Genomic DNA, 16,301 nt, shown 5'->3' on the forward strand with positions numbered 1-16,301 from the left:
GGCCCGATCGGATTGGGAGCGCGCGATCTGCGGCTGGTCAGGCATAGAGGCCTCCCTCGTTCTGGGTGCGTCTGGCCGCGCGGCGACGCAGGATTTCGGCGACGGTCATCAACAGGAAAGAGGCAACCAGAAGCAGCGTGCCCAACGCCAGCACGCCCGGCAGTTTCGAGGCGAAACGCAACTGGCCCCAGATGTAGATCGGCAATGTCGCTTCGGTGCCGGTCAGGAAGAAGGCGATGATGAACTCGTCGAGCGAAATGGTGAAGCAGACGAGCAGGCTGGAAATGATCGCCGGCGCCACCATCGGCAACGTCACTCGCCGGAAGGTGCCGAAGGCACTTTCGCCAAGATCGGCGGAGGCTTCCTCCAGGCTGCGATCGAAACCCTCGAAGCCGGAGGTCAGCACGGTCATGGAATATGGAATGCAGACCAGGACATGGCCGAGCACGACTGTGAACAGCGACAGGCTGAGGCCCAACTGCAGCATCACCAGCAGCATCGAGATGGCAACGATCACCTCGGGCAGCACCAGCGGTGCCATGATCAAACCGTTGATGGTGCGGCGGCCGGGGTAGCGGTAGCGGGTGATGGAGCGTGCGGCGAGGATGCCGAGCACCGTAGCGAGGATCGAAGCCGAGACGCCGACTTTCAGGCTGTTCCAGGCGGCGTCAAGCAGGGCCGGCGTGTGTGGCAGGTCCGCATACCATTGCAGGGTGAAGCCGGTGAGCGGGAATTTTGGCGTCGGCGCCGTGTTGATCGAGAAGATCGGCAGGAAGATGACAGGCAGATAGAGAAAGACGACGTAGAGGAACGCATAGACGGACAGCCAGCCGCCCGACAGGAAGCGCCGCGCCCTCATCGTGCCAACCTCTGCAAAGCGCGGATGATCAGCACCGTGGCGCCGGCCATCAGGGTGACGATCAGCATGGTGGTGACGGAAAGGGCGGCGCCCAGCGGCCAGTTGGCGGCCTTGCCGAATTGCGCCTGGATAGCGTTGGCGATCATGACACCGTCCTTGCCGCCGACAAGCTTGGGCGTGACATAGTCGCCGACCGTCGGGATCATGACGATCAGCGCCGCCGAGATGACGCCCGGCGCCGACAGCGGCAAGGTCACGCGCAGGAATGAGCGCAAGGGACCATCGCCGAGGTCGGTGGCTGCTTCGACCAGCGTGCGGTCGACCTTTTCCAGCGAGACGAAGATCGGCAGGATGGCGAAGGCCGCCCAGGCATGGGTGAGGGTGATGATGACAGCCGTTGAATTGTAGAGCAGCGCCGTCGATGGCTCGTCGATGACGCCGAGGCCCATCAGGCCGGAATTGAGCACGCCATTGTAGCCGAGAATGACCTTCCACGACATGACGCGCAGCAGATAGCTGGTCCAGAACGGGATGGTTATGAGGAACAGCCACAGGCTCTTGTGACGGCCGCCATGGAAGGAAATGAAGTAGGCGATCGGATAGGCGAGGATGACGGTGAACAGGCTGACCGTCAGCGAGATGTAGAGCGAACGCCACAACAGATCACGATAGATCGGCTCGGTCAGCGCGACGCGGTAATTCTCCAGCGTGAAGGTGCGGTCGATGGTCAAATAGTGCTGCGTCCAGAAGGAGTGGGCGATGACCACCAGGATCGGCAGGACCAGAAGGATGAGGGCGTAGAGAAAGGTCGGGCTGATCAGCGCAAAGCCCTGTACGGGTTCGGATTGCAGAAGGGCATTTCGTCTGGCCCGCGTCATGCGCAACGGGGGCGACCCTTCCGCAGCCGCGGTCATTGCCAGACTCCGGAGGGCAGGGCTCCGGGTGTGATCTCGGTTGCTGGCCTGGACCGTTCCGCCATGCGGCATCCCATTCTGCTGGCGCCGACTGTTTGTTCCCCTTGCCGGCTTTCTTTCATCATGCGCGCATCCAACGATTGAAATCAAGCGCTATTTCTGCAATATTGATTGAACGGACATTCAAAATGATGTGAAGAAAGCCACTATTTCCGGCCTTTGATGCTGAATTTTATGTCCGCGAAAAATTCGATGGATGACGTGGAGGCGATAATGGCTGCGGTCAGAGATCTCAAGGCGACGGAAATGGCTCCCTCCGGGGGCGACGATGCCATTGAACTGGGCAAACGCCATCTCATCCAGCCTTGGCCCTATGCCGGTTCGGTCGGCGCCGAAGCGCGCGCGCTGATCGGCGAGGGCGACGGCATCTACATCACCGACCACACCGGCAAGCGCCTGATCGACGGGCCCGCCGGCATGTGGTGCGTCAATGTCGGCCACCGCCGCGAGGAACTGGCCAAGGTGATGTACGACCAGGCGATGGCGCTGTCCTACAACACGCCCTGGTACACGATGAACGCGCCGTCGGCAGAACTCGCCATGCGCATAGCCGGCCATGCGCCGGGCGATCTCAGCCATGTCTTCTACACCACCGGCGGCTCATCGGCGGTCGAGACGGCGCTGCGCTTCATGCAGTTCTACAACAATGTGCGCGGCCGGCCGGAAAAGAAGCTGATCCTGTCGCGCGGCGGCGCCTATCACGGCTCGACCTATCTGTCGGCCTCGCTGAACGGCCGCCCACGCGACCGCGACTGGATGGACGGCGCCGACGAGCTTGTGATCAAGCTGTCCTCGCCCGATCCGTTCCGCCGTCCGCAAGGCATGAGCCTTGCCGCCTTCACCGACTTCCTCGTCGACCAGTTCCGCGACACGGTCGCCCGTGTCGGCGCCGACAAGATCGGCGCTTTCGTCGGCGAACCGGTGCAGGCCTCGGGCGGCGTCGTCATTCCGCCCGACGGCTATCTCAAGCGCATCCGCGAGATCTGCCGCGACAACGACATCCTCTATGTCTCCGACGAGGTGGTGACGGGCTTCGGCCGGCTTGGCCATGTCTTCGCCTCGGGCGACGTGTTCGGCATCGACCCCGACATGATCACCTTCGCCAAGGGCGTTACCTCAGGCTATTTCCCGCTCGGCGGCGTCATCATCTCGGAACGGCTGCTGGAGGAGTTGCGGCGTTCGAACCATCCCGACGCCATGTTCGGCCATGGCCTGACCTACACTAGCCACCCGGTCGGCTGTGCGGTGGCACTGAAAAATCTCGACATCCTCGAAGAAAGCGTGCTGGCGCACACGCAGGACGTCGCGCCCTATTTCCAGGCGCAGTTGAAGACGCTGGAAGAACTGCCGTTGGTCGGCGAGGTGCGTGGTGTCGGGCTGATGGGCTGCGTCGAATGCGTTGCTGACCGCGAAAGCAAGGATCCGCTGCAACTCGACAAGGATGTCGGAAAACGCATCGACGCCCATTGCCACGAACTCGGCCTGCTGGTGCGGCCGCTGATCAACATGTGCGTGATGTCGCCACCGCTGATCATCACGCGCGAGCAGATCGACGACATGGTCGGCATTTTGCGCGAAGGCATTTCGCGGACCATGGATGACCTGCGCAAAGAGGGTGTGTGGCGGGGATAGAACCTCTTCCTTCTCCCGTTCCACGGTGAGAAGGTGCCAACGGGCGGATGAGGGCGCCGCTGACATTGGTGGTTGTCCGTGCATGAGGACTTCGTCAGTCTGAAGCGATGACCTCACCGGCCAGCGCAGCGCCGGCTTACAAGATTTCAGTCGAAGATAGCTTTCTGAGCTTGAGGGCAAGCCAATCGCGAGACGTTGGCGCCGCCCCTCATCCGCCCTTCGGGCACCTTCTCCCCGTGGAACGGGGAGAAGGAAGAGGTTCTACCCCGCGACCTGAGCGCGTCGTTCAACGCCCACATGTCCTTCTCCTCGGGCGCGGTCTCCAGGTCCAGCACCGGCAGCATCTTGCGCAGATGGTCGTGGTGGGTGCGCACGCCATATTCGAGGTCGGACAGGTAGAAACCCTCGAAGGCTTCGGACAGCATGGATTCGTTCGACCACACCGAAAGCTGCACATCCTCCGACATGGTGTCACGGTCGATGCGGAACGACAGATAGCGAGCGGCCGCCTGTTCACGGCTCTCGTCGCGGTAGCGATAGATGGCGCCGCGCAAAAGGGTCTCGCCCGTCGACAGCGGGAACTCTTGATAGAACTGCACCGATTCCGGCATCACCGAAATAACCGCGTTGGGGAAGATGCCATAATAGACCCAGGCCTTCTTTAGGTGGTCCGGCAGATGTGCCGGCTCGGGCGCGATCTTGACATAGTTCTTGACGCTCCAGCGGCGGCCGGCATGCGGGTTGTAGGTGGCGAAGGAGCGCGACACGCCATTGATGAAGGGCTCGTCGAAATAGGTGGCGCCGTAGAGATCCTGCAGCGCGGGGTGCGCCATGGCGACGTGATAGCCTTCATTGTCGACGTCGCGCACCGACTTCCAGTTGACCGGGGTCTTCTGGGTCCAGATGCCCCAGGATGGCACCATGTCGGCTGCGTTGTAATGCGCGAGTTCGGTTTCAATGGGCTTCAGAAGCTCGGCGACTGAAGGTTGCGGTCCACCATTGCGAAAACGGATGAAGATGAAACCCATCCAGATTTCGAGGTCGAGCGGCATCAAGCCGAACTCGGTCTTGTCGAGATCGGGGAAAGAGCGCGGGCGGGCCGCGCCGCGCAGCGTGCCGTCGAGATTGTAGACCCAGCCATGGAACGGGCAGACCAGCGCATTCTTGCAATTGCCCTGGCTGTCGGCGACGACGCGGCTGCCGCGGTGGCGGCACATGTTGTTGAAGCCGCGCACGACGCCGTCCTTGCCACGCACGATCAGGGCACGCTCGCCGACCACATCCATGGTCAAATAGTCACCGGCGTCCGGCAGATCCGAAACATGTCCGACGATCTGCCAGTGATTGCGAAAGACGTGCTCCTTCTCGAGTTCAAGAAGGGCATCGGAATGGTAACTCCAGCCCGGTAGTCCCCGCCGGTCCCAATCGTTGGGGATCGCCACGTCACGGAGGTGCGGGTTCATAAAACGTCTCTTCTTTTTGTTGAATAATCATTCAATAAAATCATATTTTGCATTGAAATGCAATGGCTTGTGAAAATCAGAAAAATTCTGACGCGAAGCGCGCACGCCGCCCTCGGCTCAATTCGATGTAGCCGCCAGCCAGGAAAATCACGGAGAATCCGGGTGTTAGCTCCGGTTCCGAAAGACCATTTCAGCGCGATTCTGCAAAGCGTGTGGGGCTGAAGAACAAGGTGCCCTTACAGGGACGCAAAGCGCTCGCCGCTCGCCAGTACGACTGCTGTTCGGCGGGCGCTTGGGCTGGGGTTAGCTTGCGGGATTCGGCCTGAGATTCGTTTGCCTTTGGCAAGATGCAGGCCGAAATGACCGGTTCTGCCCGGTTCTGCCCGAAATCGCTGTTTCAATTTGGTTACATTGCCAGGTTGGCACCATGGTTGTGCCGTTACAAAGCGCGATTAAGTTCGTTTTATCACAAAAAGAAACTCAGCGAAGGGGAAGGCAATGTATGCGAAAGTCGAGATCATCAGCGGCGAGCGTCGGCTTCAGGCTCCGGGGCGCGCTGACCGCCGCCCGAAACTGGCGCTCCGCCAACGCGCCAGCGACCACCCCATGGCCATGTTCATGGCGCTGGCTGCTTGCGCCTTCATCGGCATGGCGCTCACGCCGACAGTCGGGCCGGCCTTCGCTTCGTTGAACCCGCCGGCCAACGTCGTCGACGGCGCGTCGACGACAATCAGGACCGCGCGCCTGCCTGCGCCGGCGACCGATTTTGCTTGCAAGGGACAGAACTGGGGTGCCGAGAGCGTGGATTGCCTGCGCGCCATCGCCGAGCAGTCCGGCACGCACAAGGCGCGCGCGATCCGCATGATCGCCAATGCCGCGCCGCTGACCAACACGCCAAACATTTTCTAGATTTCCGTCGAAGCGTGATCCCGAAACCGGTTCCCATCTCGGGATCATGCCCTGACCTCCCCGAGCGCTTCCTCCAGCGCTCCATTCGGCTCCCGTCCGCAAAGTCGGCCGGGAGCCATTTTTTATCCTTTCAACGCGGCCTGTTCGGCGATGGTTGAAAGCACGCTGCGCACATCCAGCGTGCTGAACGGTTTTTCCAGGATCTGCGGCCGCTGTTGCGCCGGCAAAGCCTCGATTTCCGCCTTGGCGCCTATCAGGTCACCGGTGACCAGTACGAAACGCCGCGCCAGTTCAGGCCTTTCGACCAGCAACTCGCGATAGATGGCAATGCCTGATATGCCGGGCATGCGCAGATCCGAAAAAACGATGTCCGGGGGCATGTGACCGCCCAGGGTGGCGGCGCCCGATTCCCAGATGGGCGCGATCCTCGACTTGATGCCCATCAGTTCGAGAATGTCAGACAGCGAGCCGGCAACGTCTGGCTCATCATCGATGATCAGGGCGTGGCGCAGGCCGCTCGAGCGTGACTGGGCCTCGCCGGCGATGACGGCACCGGCCGCGATGGCCGGCAACTGGACGACGAAACGCGCGCCTCTCGGCAGCACTTCCTCAAACCAGACATTGCCATTGTGCCGTTCGATGATCGATTTCGAGATCGACAGGCCGATGCCGGTGCCGACGCCGACCGGCTTGGTGGTGAAGTAGGATTCGAAGATGCGGTTGCGGATCGCTTCAGGAATGCCAGGCCCGTTGTCCTCGACCGAAAAGCCGGGTTTGCCCAAGTCGCTGCGGAAAGTGCGCACCTTGATCAGCCGGTCGCCGGCAATGCCGGCCAAGGCGTGCTGGCTGTTGATCAAAAAGTTGGCGGCCACCTGTGTCACGTGGTCGGCGTCGGCCATGGCCAGCAGCGGACCCGGCGCGAAATCGGTATCGATGATGATGCCGCTCGAGCGTGCGCCATAGGCGGTCACCTCGAGTGCTGCGCGGATCACCTGGTTGAGGTCGGTCTCGGCCTGTGCCGCGGGATGCAGACGCACCATCGACAGGAAGCTCTTGACGATGCGGCCGCAGCGCTCGGCGGCGGCACGCACCTTCTCGGCACGCACCTTGGTCTGCGGATCGGTGGCGAATTCATGCAGCAGCGTCGATTGCGCGACCACCACGGCGAGCGGGTTGTTGAGCTCGTGCGAGACGCCTGCAAGCAGCGAGCCCATCGCCGCCATCTTCTCGTTCTGGTGCAGTTTCTCGCGCTGGCGGTTGATCTCCTCCTCGGCACGCAGCCTGTCGCGCAGGTCACGGATCGAACCGAAGATCAGGCGACGGTCGGCGACGCGCATCTCGGTCGCCGTCAGCTCGATCGGGAACACCTCGCCGGCGGCATTCTGGGTCACCGTCTCAAGCCGCTGGCCGACCATTGGCGCGCCGCGGCCCGACATGTAGTCGGCACCCGAGGAATAACCCTTGCGGTAGTATTCAGGCACGACGGTATCGAGCAGGTCCTTGCCGAGGATGTCGCTGCGCAGGAAGCCGAACATCTTCTCGGCTGCCGGATTGAATTCGATGATCGAACCGGCCTCGTCGATGACGATGATGGCGTCGAGCGAAGCCTGCAGCATGGTGCGGCGAATGACTTCGCTGGCATGGGCGTCGGAGGGCGAGTGTTCGATGGCGTCGCCGATGGCGAGCGCGATGATGTGCAGCGTCGCCTCTTCCTCATCGGTCCATTCACGCTCGTCGACACAATCATTAACGGCGAGCGTGCCCCACAGATGGCCGTGCGCGAAGACCGACACCGACAGGAACGACTTGATGTTCTGCTTTTCGAAATCGGTTCTCAGGAACCCTTCGAGCTCGCGCGTGTGCCCGGCGAAGATCTTGCCCTGCCGTTCGTCCTCGGCCACGCGCTCCAGCAGCGGGTCCGAATTGACGATCGACTGCATGATGACGGTCGGAGACGCGAGTTCACCGCCGAAGTCGGGATCAATCCAGTAGGCGGCGACCGACTGGGCAAAACCCTGGCCGGGCAGTTCGCGCAAGCGAAACAGGATGCCGCGCTGGCACTCCATGGCACGGCACAGCGTTTCCAGTATGCCGTCCATCTCACGCTGCCAGTCGCCGGCCTCGCGCAGCCGGCGAACGACGCGCACGGCGGCCATCGCCGCGCCCTGCCTGAGACCCTGTATATCGGTGCTTGTTGCTTCGCCCGTCATCGCCAGCCGTCATTTCCAAAGTGTTGCCAAGTCGATCGGCGAACAGCGGCTGCGAAGCTGAAACCCCGTAGGCCTGGCTTCAGTTGCCGTCGCCGGTCGGCAGCGAGAAGATATAGCCTTCGCCGCGCACCGTGCGCAGGAATTTCGGGTTGGCCGGATCCGCCTCGATCTTCTTCCTCAGGCGCATGATGCGGATGTCGACGGCGCGCGACGATTCCGGGTCCTCGGTGAAGCCGATTGCCTCCGAGATCGCGGCGCGCGTCAACAGCCGGTTGGCGCGGGTCAGGAAAACCTCCAGCACGTCGAATTCGCTCTTGGCCATGTCGATCACCGTGCCGTTGACGCCGGTGACGAGCCTGCCGTCGAGATCGGCCTGGAAGGGACCGAAGGCGACGGAACGGCGGTCGTTCGCGACCTTCTTGCCCTGCGGCTCTGTCGGCTGCGGGACGCGGCGCAGCACGCTGCGGACCCTAGCCAGCAATTCACGCAGTTCGTAGGGCTTGACGATATAGTCATCGGCGCCCAGTTCAAGCCCGACGATGCGGTCGAGCGCGGTGCCCGCGGCGGTCGCGTAGATGATGCCGATCGGCATTTTCGAGCGCAGCCAGCGGCCGAGCGACAGTCCGTCCTCACCCGGCATGGCGATATCGAGGATCGCCAGATGGAAGGCTTGAGTTTCGATCAGGCTGCGTGCGGCGGCCGCGGTTTCGGCGGTCGCCACATCATAGCCGGCGGCGCCGAGATATTCGGCAACCGCGTCCCGCAGGTCGGGCTCGTCCTCGACAATGACAATTCTTGCCCGCACGATGCCCTCGCTGCCACTTTCAGTGGAAAGTAGATTGGGTATAAACATGATGTCCAGCACTCATATCCGGTTGCCAGGGAACGGTTGGAAAATATGGCCACACGAGCCGTCATCGCCCTTGTTTCCGTCGCCGAAATGGTCGCGACCGAACTTGCCGACCATCTTGAGCGGCGTGGCCATGATGTGCGCCAGGCGCGGCAGCCATGGGAGGCGGAATCGCTGCTGACGGGCAAGGGCATCGATGTCGTTGTTGTTGGCGACAGTCTCAGCCAGGCGGAAGGGCGGGATCTGCTCAGGCGTTATGGCGGCCAAGGCGGGGAGGGTGGGCCGGATTTCATCCTGATCTGCCGGCCGGCCGATCTCGTAGACAAGGTGCTGGCGCTCGAACTGGGTGCGGCCGACGTTGTCGAAAGCCCGCTCAATGTCCGGGAACTCGCCGCCCGTGTCGGCGGCCTGCTTTCGCGGCGCGGCAGGGGCACCCAGGAACTGATCGTGCTGGAGAACGCGACCGTCGATTTGAGATCGGCGATCGTCATGCACCGCTCCGGTAGCGAGGAACAACTTTCGCCCGGTCAGGTGGCGCTGCTCAGATTGTTCCTGGCGAGCCCGCGCAAGGTGCTGACGCGTGACGACATCATCGCCGCCGCGCCGGCCGAGAATGCCGACGCTTTCGACCGCTCGATCGATTCTCGCATCGTGCGGCTGCGCCGCAAGCTCGACACCGAGACCATCACCACCATACGCGGTGCGGGCTACCGGTTCGATCCGCCGCGCCAGTCCGCCGACTGACGGCAGCGCACCCGGCTTATCATTCTGGCTGAGCATCGGATTTTCCAACTTGCCGATGCTCCCGAAACTCAGCGTGCCACCAGCACCGACGGGCCCGACGGCATGTCACGGGCCATGACGACTTCGTTTGCCTGGGCACGGTCCTTGAGGAGCACGGTGGCAAGCGCGGCAAAGCCGAGCAGGCCCTGCGCGTAAAGCAGTGCGGAAAGCACCGAGGCCGCGAATTTCGTTTTCATCGTTCCAATCCCCAGAAATGCCAATTGTTCAAAGATGATGTGTCGCGGGTCGCTTCAGGAAACTCCCGAAGTGCCCGCGCCGCTTACGGAGCCCCCCGTCGCGGCGCGGGCCTTCGGTCCTCCAGGCAGCAAGTTGCCGGAGGGGCCGCGCAATGCCAGCAGCCGAAGGCCAACCCGCCAGAGGGCCTTCAACCGGGCGATGCGCAGGCTGGAGACAATCCAGACCCTGGCGGAAAACAGGGCGACGTGCAGGGTTGAGATCTCGCTCGAACTCATCGCAGCCAACCTTGCTACCGGGCCGCCGGCAATTGTGCCGAGACCGCTGATCGCTGCCGCTGCGATGCTGATCCTGAAGAGCCAGGATCGCATGTTCGTTTTCGTTCCCATGGGCGTTGCCGTCTGCTTTCGTTGCGTCAACTTTTGCGTCCGGCTCGTATCCGGATCATGCCGCCCAAAGCCGCGCTTTGTTGCAGATTGGTTTCGAGATTGACCCCGGTTCTTTCATATTAAGGCAATTCGAACTTTCGTTTTGTAGAGAATACCTATGTTCCCCATCTTGCCCCATTGGCGAGTGCCGGTGTGTCACCACTGTGATCATTGGGCTGTTAACCAGAGGAAACAGATTCGAAACACAAACGAGCATTTAGCGAAATCTGCCCGAAACATGTCGCGCCGATAAGCCGCTCATCGAATTGGAGCCGGACGGACCGGCAGAGAGAGAGGGGACATCATGAACACCACCATCACCGCCAAGCTCATCAACATCACCGCCGCCGCGCTCACGGCGACCGCACTTCTGTTCGGCGCCGACGCAGCGCACGCCGCCAACAAGATCGTGGCGCGGGTCTCGCTTTCGCAGCAGGTCATGGAAGTCTCGGTCGATGGCCGGCCGACCTTCGCCTGGAAGGTTTCGACCGGCGACCGGGCGCATGTGACGCCGACCGGCTCGTTCAAGCCGACGCGCATGCATGAGATGTGGTATTCGAAGAAGTACGACAATGCGCCGATGCCGCACTCGGTGTTTTTCAGCGGCGGCTACGCGGTTCACGCCACCTATGCCATCAAGCGCCTTGGCCAGCCCGCCTCGCATGGCTGCGTACGGCTACATCCCGACAATGCCGCCGATTTCTACCAACTCGTCGAGACCTTCGGGCCGGCCAACACCAGCATCGTCATCGTCAAGTAGCAGGCTGAGGGACGGGCACGGTTCACTCCCGTGCCCGTGTTCAAGGCTCCTGCCGGAAAGTGTCTCGCGATCGTGAGCACTGCTCAACCGGCGGTATCGAGCGCAGCCAAGAAAAGAGGCCGGAATTTTCCGGCCTCTTTTTTTTCAGTTCGGCAGTGCCGGCATCAGCTTCGGATCCGGCTTTTCCGCCAGATGCGGCAGATCCTTGCTGGCGATGAAGGTGTAGAACATGGGCACGACGAAGAGCGTGAACATGGTGCCGACCAGGATGCCGGTGAAGATGACCAGGCCCATCGAATAGCGGGCAGCAGCACCAGCGCCGCTGGACGTGATCAGCGGTACGACGCCAAGCGCCATCGCCGCCGTCGTCATCAAGATCGGGCGCAGGCGCACTTTGGCCGAAGCGATGATGGCGTCGCGCCGCCGCATGCCATGGAGTTCGCGCTGCTGGTTGGCGAACTCGACCAGCAGGATGCCGTGCTTGGTAATCAGGCCGATCAGCGTGATCAGGCCGACCTGCGTGTAGATGTTGAGCGTGCCGAGGCCCAGATTGAGCGGCACGATGGCGCCGAAGATCGACAGCGGCACCGCCATCATGATGATCAGGGGGTCGCGGAAGCTTTCAAACTGCGCCGCCAGCACCAAGTAGATGACGATGACGGCCGCTCCGAAAGCGATCAGGATCGTGTTGCCCTGTTCCTTCTCCTGCCGGGACTGACCGGAGTAGTCTATGAAGAAGGTGTCGGGCAGGCTCTCCCTGGCAATGTCCTCGAGGACTTTCAAACCGTCGCCCGTGGTAACACCGGGCAGCGGCAGCGCCGAGATCGTCGACGAATTCAGCTGGTTGAACTGCTCGATCGCCGCCGGTGACGGATTGTTTGAAATCTTCACCACGGCCGACAGCGGCACCATCTCGCCCGTCACGCTGCGCACGAAATACTGGCCGAGTTTTTCGGGATTGTCCCGGAATTCCTGCGGCACCTGCGGGATGATGTCGTAGCTGTTGGAATCGCGGTCGAACTGCGCCACCTCGGCACCGCCGACCAGCAACGTCAGCGTCCGGCCGATATCGGCAATCGGCAGGTTGAGCGCTGCGGCCCGGTCGCGATCGATGGTCACTGTCACCTGCGGTGAATCATAAGACATCGAGTTCTGCACGACGATGAAGCGGCCGGAGGCCTGCGCCTTGTTCTTGATCTGCTCTGCTGCCTCGTACACTTCCGAGGAATTGCCGGTCGAGCGGACCACAAGGGCGATCGGCAGGCCGCCACCGGAGCCCGGCAGCGTCGGTGGAGCGAAGACGAAGGCCTGGACGCCGGCCACCTTGGCGATGCGAGCCGTGATGTCGGCCTGCAGCTCCTTCGAATTGCGCTTGCGCTCCGCCCAGTCCTTGAAGGCAAAGCCGACGAAGGCACTGTTCGTCGCGCCACCGAAGGCGACCGCGGAGAACTGCGCTCGGGTTTCGGGAATATCCTTCACCAGGCCGAGCATCTGGTTCACATAGGTTTCGGTATAGTCCGATGTCGCATAGGTCGGCGCGGTCACCAGCGAAAGCAGGAAGCCCTGGTCTTCTTCCGGCGCCAGCTCGCTCGACGTCTTGGTGAACATGAAGCCGGTCACGCCGACAAGCGCCAGCACGATCAGCAGCGTCAGAGGGCGATAGTTCAGCGAACCGGTAACGGCCCGCTCATAGGTGTGTTCGACCCGCGCGAAAATGCCATCGACAATGCGCTGGAAACGGCCGGGCGTGCCGGCCTTCAAGAGGCGTGCCGACATCATCGGGGTGATGGTGACGGCAATGATGCCCGACAGCACGACCGCGCCGGCGAGCGTCACCGCGAATTCGCGGAACAGCGCGCCGGTCAGGCCGCCGGTGAAGGCCAGCGGCGCGAACACGGCAGCCAGCGTCATGGTCATGGCAACGATGGCCGAGGCGATTTCGCGCATGCCGCTGAACGCCGCCTGCATCGGCGACATATGGTCTTCTTCCATGTGGCGGTGAATGTTCTCCACCACCACGATGGCGTCGTCGACGACAAGGCCAATCGCCAGCACCATGGCCAGCAGCGACAGAAGATTGATCGAATAGCCCACCGCAAACAACAGGAAGCACACGCCGATCAGCGATAGCGGGATGGTGATGATCGGCATCATCACCGAGCGGAACGAGCCGAGGAACAGAAGGATGACAACGACGACGATTGCGACCGCTTCGGCGATGGTCTTGAACACCTCCTCGATCGAGGCGCTGATCTGCCCGGTCGCGTCATAGACGACCTCGATGGTCATGCCTTTCGGCAGCGTTTCCTGGATCTGCGGCACGAGCTTGGTGAGCGCTGCCGCTGTGGTCAGCGGGTTGGCCGCCGGGGTCGGGAAGATGGCGAGGAAGGTGCCGGGCTTGCCGTTGAAGGAGACTCTGGTGTCGGTGTTTTCAGCGCCGAGTTCGACGCGCGCCACGTCTCGCAGCCGCACGACATTGCCGTCCGTCGAGCGCAGCGGCAATTCGGCGAAGGCTTCCGGCGTCTGCAGCGTCGAACGCACGGTGATCGACGAGACGACATATTCGTTCTGGGTATTGCCTGGCGCCGACAGGAAGTTGGAGTTGTTGATGGCCGCCAGAACTTCCGAAGCCGTCACGCCGCGCGCGGCGAGCCGGATCGGATCGATCCAGACGCGCATCGAATATTGCTGGGCGCCGAAGATCTGCACATCGGCGACGCCTTCGACCGTCGACATGCGCGGCCGGATGACGCGCTCGATATACTCGGTCAGCTGCTCCTTCGTCATGTTCGGATTCTGCATCGAGATGTACATCATCGCGAACTGCTGGCCGGTACCCTTGACGATGACCGGGTCCTTGGAGGCGTCCGGCAACGTGCCGCGCACGCCCTGGACCTTGGACAGCACTTCGGTCAGCGCCACGTCGGGGTTGGAGCCGAGCTTCATCTGCACCGTCACGGTGCTGGAGGACGGACGGCTGGACGAGGTGACGTAGTCGATGTTTTCGGTCGAGGCGACGGCGCGCGCGATCGGGGCGGAAATGAAGCCCTGGATCAGGTCGGCGCTGGCGCCGGGATAGGCCGTGGTGATGGTGATCGCGGTTTCGTCAACCTTCGGATACTGCCGGATCGACAGGTTGAAGATGCCCTGGAAACCGAGCAGCAGGATCATGCAGGCGAGGACCGTCGACAGGACGGGCCGGCGGATGAAGAGATCGGAAAAGCTCATTGGTTGTCGGCCTGCTTGTTCGCCGATTTGGTCGGATCAATGGTGTTGTCGACGTTGACGGACATGCCGTTGAAGAGGCGGTTCTGGCCTGCGGTGACCACCTCGTCGCCAGCCTTCAGACCTTCGACGATCTCGACCATGCCTTGGTTGCGGCGGCCGGGCTTGACGAAGACCTGCGACAGAACCAGTGCAGGCTTGTCGCCTTCCGCCGCCGGCTTGGCCGGGTCGGCAGCCGGCTTGGCTGCATCAGCCGCGGGCTTCATGGGGTCGGCCGGCTTGGCGTCTGCGGGCTTGGTATCCGCTGGCTTGGTATCTGCAGGTTTGTCGGTGGTCGCTGCGGCAGGCTTTTCTTCCGCCTTGGCCGGGGCCGCCTCGGCAGGCTTCGCCGGCTGCACCACGAAGATGTAGTCGCCATAGAGGCTGGTGGTCAGGGCCGTCTGCGGCAGCACCAGAACGTTCTGCTCCTCGGGGAGTTCGACACGCACCTGCACGAACTGACCGGGGGTCAGCTTGCCTTCTGGATTGGCGACCTCCGCCCTGATGTTCACCAGCCGGCTGGACGGGTCGATCTTGGGGTCGATGCCGCGGATGGTGCCGGCAAAAGGCTTGTCGTCGCCACCAAGCCCGAGCCGAACCGTCTGGCCGATCTTGAGTAGGGGGAGCTCCTGTTCGGGAACCGTGAAGTCCGCCCGCATCGTGTCGAGATCCTGCAGCGTCACCACCGAGGTGCCGGGTGCAATGTACTGGCCCAGGTCGATCTTTGGAATGCCGACCGTACCGGCGAAGGGCGCCGTCAGCTGCTTCTGGTCGAGCACGGCCTGCAGCCTGGTGACCTGGGACGCCGAAGCGGAAGCCGCGGCACGCGCGGTGTCGAGCGTCGAGTCGGAGCCGACACCACGCTTGGTCAATTCGATGGCGCGGGTCAGCGATGTCTGATCGAGCGCGGCCTGCGCCTTCTGCGCCTCGAGATCGGCGCGCTCGACGGCGTCGTCGAGCTGCAACAGCACCGCATTGGATGCGACTTTCTCGTTGGCATGGAAGGGGATTTCCTTGACGATACCGGCGGTCTCGACCGTCAGGTCGACACCGCGCACGGCGCGCACCGTGCCGATCGCCTCGACGCCCGGTGTCCAGCTCGACGGCCTGGCGATGGTCGTCGATACTGTCGCTGCCGGCGGCTTCATCGTGGCGAAATACTGCTTGATGCCGTTGTCACGCAGGAAGTTGAAGCCAACGATGCCGCCGACCACGATCACGAGCACGACCAACACCAAGACGATGAGAAATATACGGAGTATGCGCTTAAACAAGGAAGTCCCCTCAGTCGAAATCCGGCGCTAAGCTCGGACATCGGGACACATACCGACTGCGGGTCCCGATTACAAATAGTGGTGATCTTACTGTACCGTCTGGACGGTCTTGTCAATTGGGCCTAAGCTTGCTTGGGGAGGCGCCATGAGAGCCCAACGACCGAACTCGCGCGAGAAGATCCTCGCCGCGGCGGCAGATGTTGCCCGGGAATCCGGGCCTGGCAGCCTGTCGCTGGAAGCGGTGGCCAGTCGCGCCGGCGTATCAAAGGGCGGGCTGCTCTACAATTTCCCGACCAAGGCCAAATTGATGCAGGGGCTGGTCGAAGGCTATCTGCGCGATTTCGAGCAGGCGCTGGACAGCGCCAACAGCAACGACAACGGCAAAAATCCACTCGCCGTCTACATCAGCCTGTCAGCCGAGGATTGCGAGGAAAAGCAGCCATCGGCCTCCTGGATCTTTTCGGCCATCGCCGAGGATCCGGATTTCATGACGCCGATCAAGACATTCAAGCGGCAGCTTTTCCAACGGCTGAAGGGCGAGACGCCAGACCTCAAATCGCTGCTGGTCTGCTATCTCGCCATCGAGGGGTTGCGCAGCATGAACCTGTTCGATGCGGATGTGCTGTCGAAGGACGAACGGGAACTTCTGGTGGCGTCGTTGCTGGACATCGCCGGATCAGGAAAGCGATCCTGACAGGCT

Annotated in this window: 14 protein-coding genes; 5 read left to right on the forward strand and 9 right to left on the reverse strand. The window is 62.3% G+C overall.

The window, feature by feature from the left end:
• Positions 1-37: 37 nt before the first annotated feature.
• Both ACZYHG_RS10405 and ACZYHG_RS10410 read right to left on the reverse strand, forming a co-directional pair.
• Positions 38-859, reverse strand: coding sequence for an ABC transporter permease (locus ACZYHG_RS10405; RefSeq protein ID WP_027031413.1), 822 nt, complete (start codon positions 857-859; stop codon positions 38-40).
• A complete protein-coding gene (locus ACZYHG_RS10410) occupies positions 856-1,773 on the reverse strand; it encodes an ABC transporter permease (RefSeq protein ID WP_464613705.1) in 918 nt (305 codons plus the stop codon). The genes ACZYHG_RS10405 and ACZYHG_RS10410 overlap by 4 nt, the downstream gene beginning before the upstream one ends.
• Before the next feature lie 273 nt (positions 1,774-2,046).
• Here ACZYHG_RS10410 and ACZYHG_RS10415 point away from each other — a divergent pair, with 273 nt between their 5' ends.
• Positions 2,047-3,465, forward strand: coding sequence for an aminotransferase (locus ACZYHG_RS10415; RefSeq protein WP_464613706.1), 1,419 nt, complete (start codon positions 2,047-2,049; stop codon positions 3,463-3,465).
• Positions 3,466-3,611: 146 nt separating this feature from the next.
• Here ACZYHG_RS10415 and ACZYHG_RS10420 read toward each other — a convergent pair whose 3' ends face one another.
• Positions 3,612-4,928 carry an aromatic ring-hydroxylating oxygenase subunit alpha gene (locus ACZYHG_RS10420; RefSeq protein WP_464613707.1) on the reverse strand — a complete coding sequence of 439 codons (1,317 nt, stop codon included), beginning with the start codon at positions 4,926-4,928 and terminating at the stop codon, positions 3,612-3,614.
• A 498-nt stretch (positions 4,929-5,426) separates the two neighbouring features.
• On the opposite strand from ACZYHG_RS10420, the gene ACZYHG_RS10425 reads away from it, so the two are divergent.
• Positions 5,427-5,837: a hypothetical protein gene (locus tag ACZYHG_RS10425; RefSeq protein WP_464613708.1), complete on the forward strand. Its 411-nt coding sequence runs from the start codon at positions 5,427-5,429 to the stop codon at positions 5,835-5,837.
• A 122-nt stretch (positions 5,838-5,959) separates the two neighbouring features.
• On the opposite strand, the gene ACZYHG_RS10430 is transcribed toward ACZYHG_RS10425, so the two are convergent.
• On the reverse strand, positions 5,960-8,047 hold the full coding sequence (locus ACZYHG_RS10430; RefSeq protein ID WP_464613709.1) for a PAS domain S-box protein: 2,088 nt from the start codon (positions 8,045-8,047) through the stop codon (positions 5,960-5,962).
• Between the two features lie 79 nt (positions 8,048-8,126).
• The gene (locus ACZYHG_RS10435) at positions 8,127-8,900 is read right to left on the reverse strand and encodes a response regulator (RefSeq protein WP_464613710.1); all 774 of its coding nucleotides are present in this window, start codon (positions 8,898-8,900) and stop codon (positions 8,127-8,129) included.
• 45 nt (positions 8,901-8,945) lie between these two features.
• On the opposite strand from ACZYHG_RS10435, the gene ACZYHG_RS10440 reads away from it, so the two are divergent.
• Complete coding sequence (locus tag ACZYHG_RS10440; RefSeq protein ID WP_464613711.1) at positions 8,946-9,641, forward strand: winged helix-turn-helix domain-containing protein; 696 nt, start codon at positions 8,946-8,948, stop codon at positions 9,639-9,641.
• Positions 9,642-9,709: 68 nt separating this feature from the next.
• Here the strand turns inward: ACZYHG_RS10440 and ACZYHG_RS10445 are convergent, their stop codons facing one another.
• Positions 9,710-9,877: a hypothetical protein gene (locus ACZYHG_RS10445; RefSeq protein WP_464613712.1), complete on the reverse strand. Its 168-nt coding sequence runs from the start codon at positions 9,875-9,877 to the stop codon at positions 9,710-9,712.
• 54 nt (positions 9,878-9,931) lie between these two features.
• Positions 9,932-10,246, reverse strand: coding sequence for a hypothetical protein (locus tag ACZYHG_RS10450; RefSeq protein ID WP_464613713.1), 315 nt, complete (start codon positions 10,244-10,246; stop codon positions 9,932-9,934).
• A gap of 361 nt (positions 10,247-10,607) precedes the next feature.
• Between ACZYHG_RS10450 and ACZYHG_RS10455 the strand changes: the two genes are divergently transcribed.
• Entirely contained in the window at positions 10,608-11,063 is a 456-nt protein-coding gene (locus ACZYHG_RS10455) for a L,D-transpeptidase (protein WP_464613714.1), read from the forward strand.
• A gap of 144 nt (positions 11,064-11,207) precedes the next feature.
• On the opposite strand, the gene ACZYHG_RS10460 is transcribed toward ACZYHG_RS10455, so the two are convergent.
• Both ACZYHG_RS10460 and ACZYHG_RS10465 read right to left on the reverse strand, forming a co-directional pair.
• Positions 11,208-14,291, reverse strand: coding sequence for an efflux RND transporter permease subunit (locus tag ACZYHG_RS10460; RefSeq protein ID WP_464613715.1), 3,084 nt, complete (start codon positions 14,289-14,291; stop codon positions 11,208-11,210).
• Positions 14,288-15,601 carry an efflux RND transporter periplasmic adaptor subunit gene (locus ACZYHG_RS10465; RefSeq protein WP_464613716.1) on the reverse strand — a complete coding sequence of 438 codons (1,314 nt, stop codon included), beginning with the start codon at positions 15,599-15,601 and terminating at the stop codon, positions 14,288-14,290. Before ACZYHG_RS10465 ends, ACZYHG_RS10460 begins: the two co-directional genes overlap by 4 nt.
• Before the next feature lie 145 nt (positions 15,602-15,746).
• Here ACZYHG_RS10465 and ACZYHG_RS10470 point away from each other — a divergent pair, with 145 nt between their 5' ends.
• A complete protein-coding gene (locus ACZYHG_RS10470) occupies positions 15,747-16,295 on the forward strand; it encodes a TetR/AcrR family transcriptional regulator (RefSeq protein ID WP_464613717.1) in 549 nt (182 codons plus the stop codon).
• The last annotated feature ends 6 nt before the right edge of the window (positions 16,296-16,301 follow it).

Source organism: Mesorhizobium subarcticum, from assembly GCF_055456085.1.

What these genes read in the sequence shown, in the direction of transcription:
- ACZYHG_RS10405 (WP_027031413.1), bottom strand. Translation starts at nt 859, where the DNA reads ATGAGGGCGCGGCGCTTCCTGTCGGGCGGCTGGCTGTCCGTCTATGCG.
- ACZYHG_RS10410 (WP_464613705.1), bottom strand. Translation starts at nt 1,773, where the DNA reads ATGACCGCGGCTGCGGAAGGGTCGCCCCCGTTGCGCATGACGCGGGCC.
- ACZYHG_RS10415 (WP_464613706.1), top strand. Translation starts at nt 2,047, where the DNA reads ATGGCTGCGGTCAGAGATCTCAAGGCGACGGAAATGGCTCCCTCCGGG.
- ACZYHG_RS10420 (WP_464613707.1), bottom strand. Translation starts at nt 4,928, where the DNA reads ATGAACCCGCACCTCCGTGACGTGGCGATCCCCAACGATTGGGACCGG.
- ACZYHG_RS10425 (WP_464613708.1), top strand. Translation starts at nt 5,427, where the DNA reads ATGTATGCGAAAGTCGAGATCATCAGCGGCGAGCGTCGGCTTCAGGCT.
- ACZYHG_RS10430 (WP_464613709.1), bottom strand. Translation starts at nt 8,047, where the DNA reads ATGACGGGCGAAGCAACAAGCACCGATATACAGGGTCTCAGGCAGGGC.
- ACZYHG_RS10435 (WP_464613710.1), bottom strand. Translation starts at nt 8,900, where the DNA reads ATGTTTATACCCAATCTACTTTCCACTGAAAGTGGCAGCGAGGGCATC.
- ACZYHG_RS10440 (WP_464613711.1), top strand. Translation starts at nt 8,946, where the DNA reads ATGGCCACACGAGCCGTCATCGCCCTTGTTTCCGTCGCCGAAATGGTC.
- ACZYHG_RS10445 (WP_464613712.1), bottom strand. Translation starts at nt 9,877, where the DNA reads ATGAAAACGAAATTCGCGGCCTCGGTGCTTTCCGCACTGCTTTACGCG.
- ACZYHG_RS10450 (WP_464613713.1), bottom strand. Translation starts at nt 10,246, where the DNA reads ATGCGATCCTGGCTCTTCAGGATCAGCATCGCAGCGGCAGCGATCAGC.
- ACZYHG_RS10455 (WP_464613714.1), top strand. Translation starts at nt 10,608, where the DNA reads ATGAACACCACCATCACCGCCAAGCTCATCAACATCACCGCCGCCGCG.
- ACZYHG_RS10460 (WP_464613715.1), bottom strand. Translation starts at nt 14,291, where the DNA reads ATGAGCTTTTCCGATCTCTTCATCCGCCGGCCCGTCCTGTCGACGGTC.
- ACZYHG_RS10470 (WP_464613717.1), top strand. Translation starts at nt 15,747, where the DNA reads ATGAGAGCCCAACGACCGAACTCGCGCGAGAAGATCCTCGCCGCGGCG.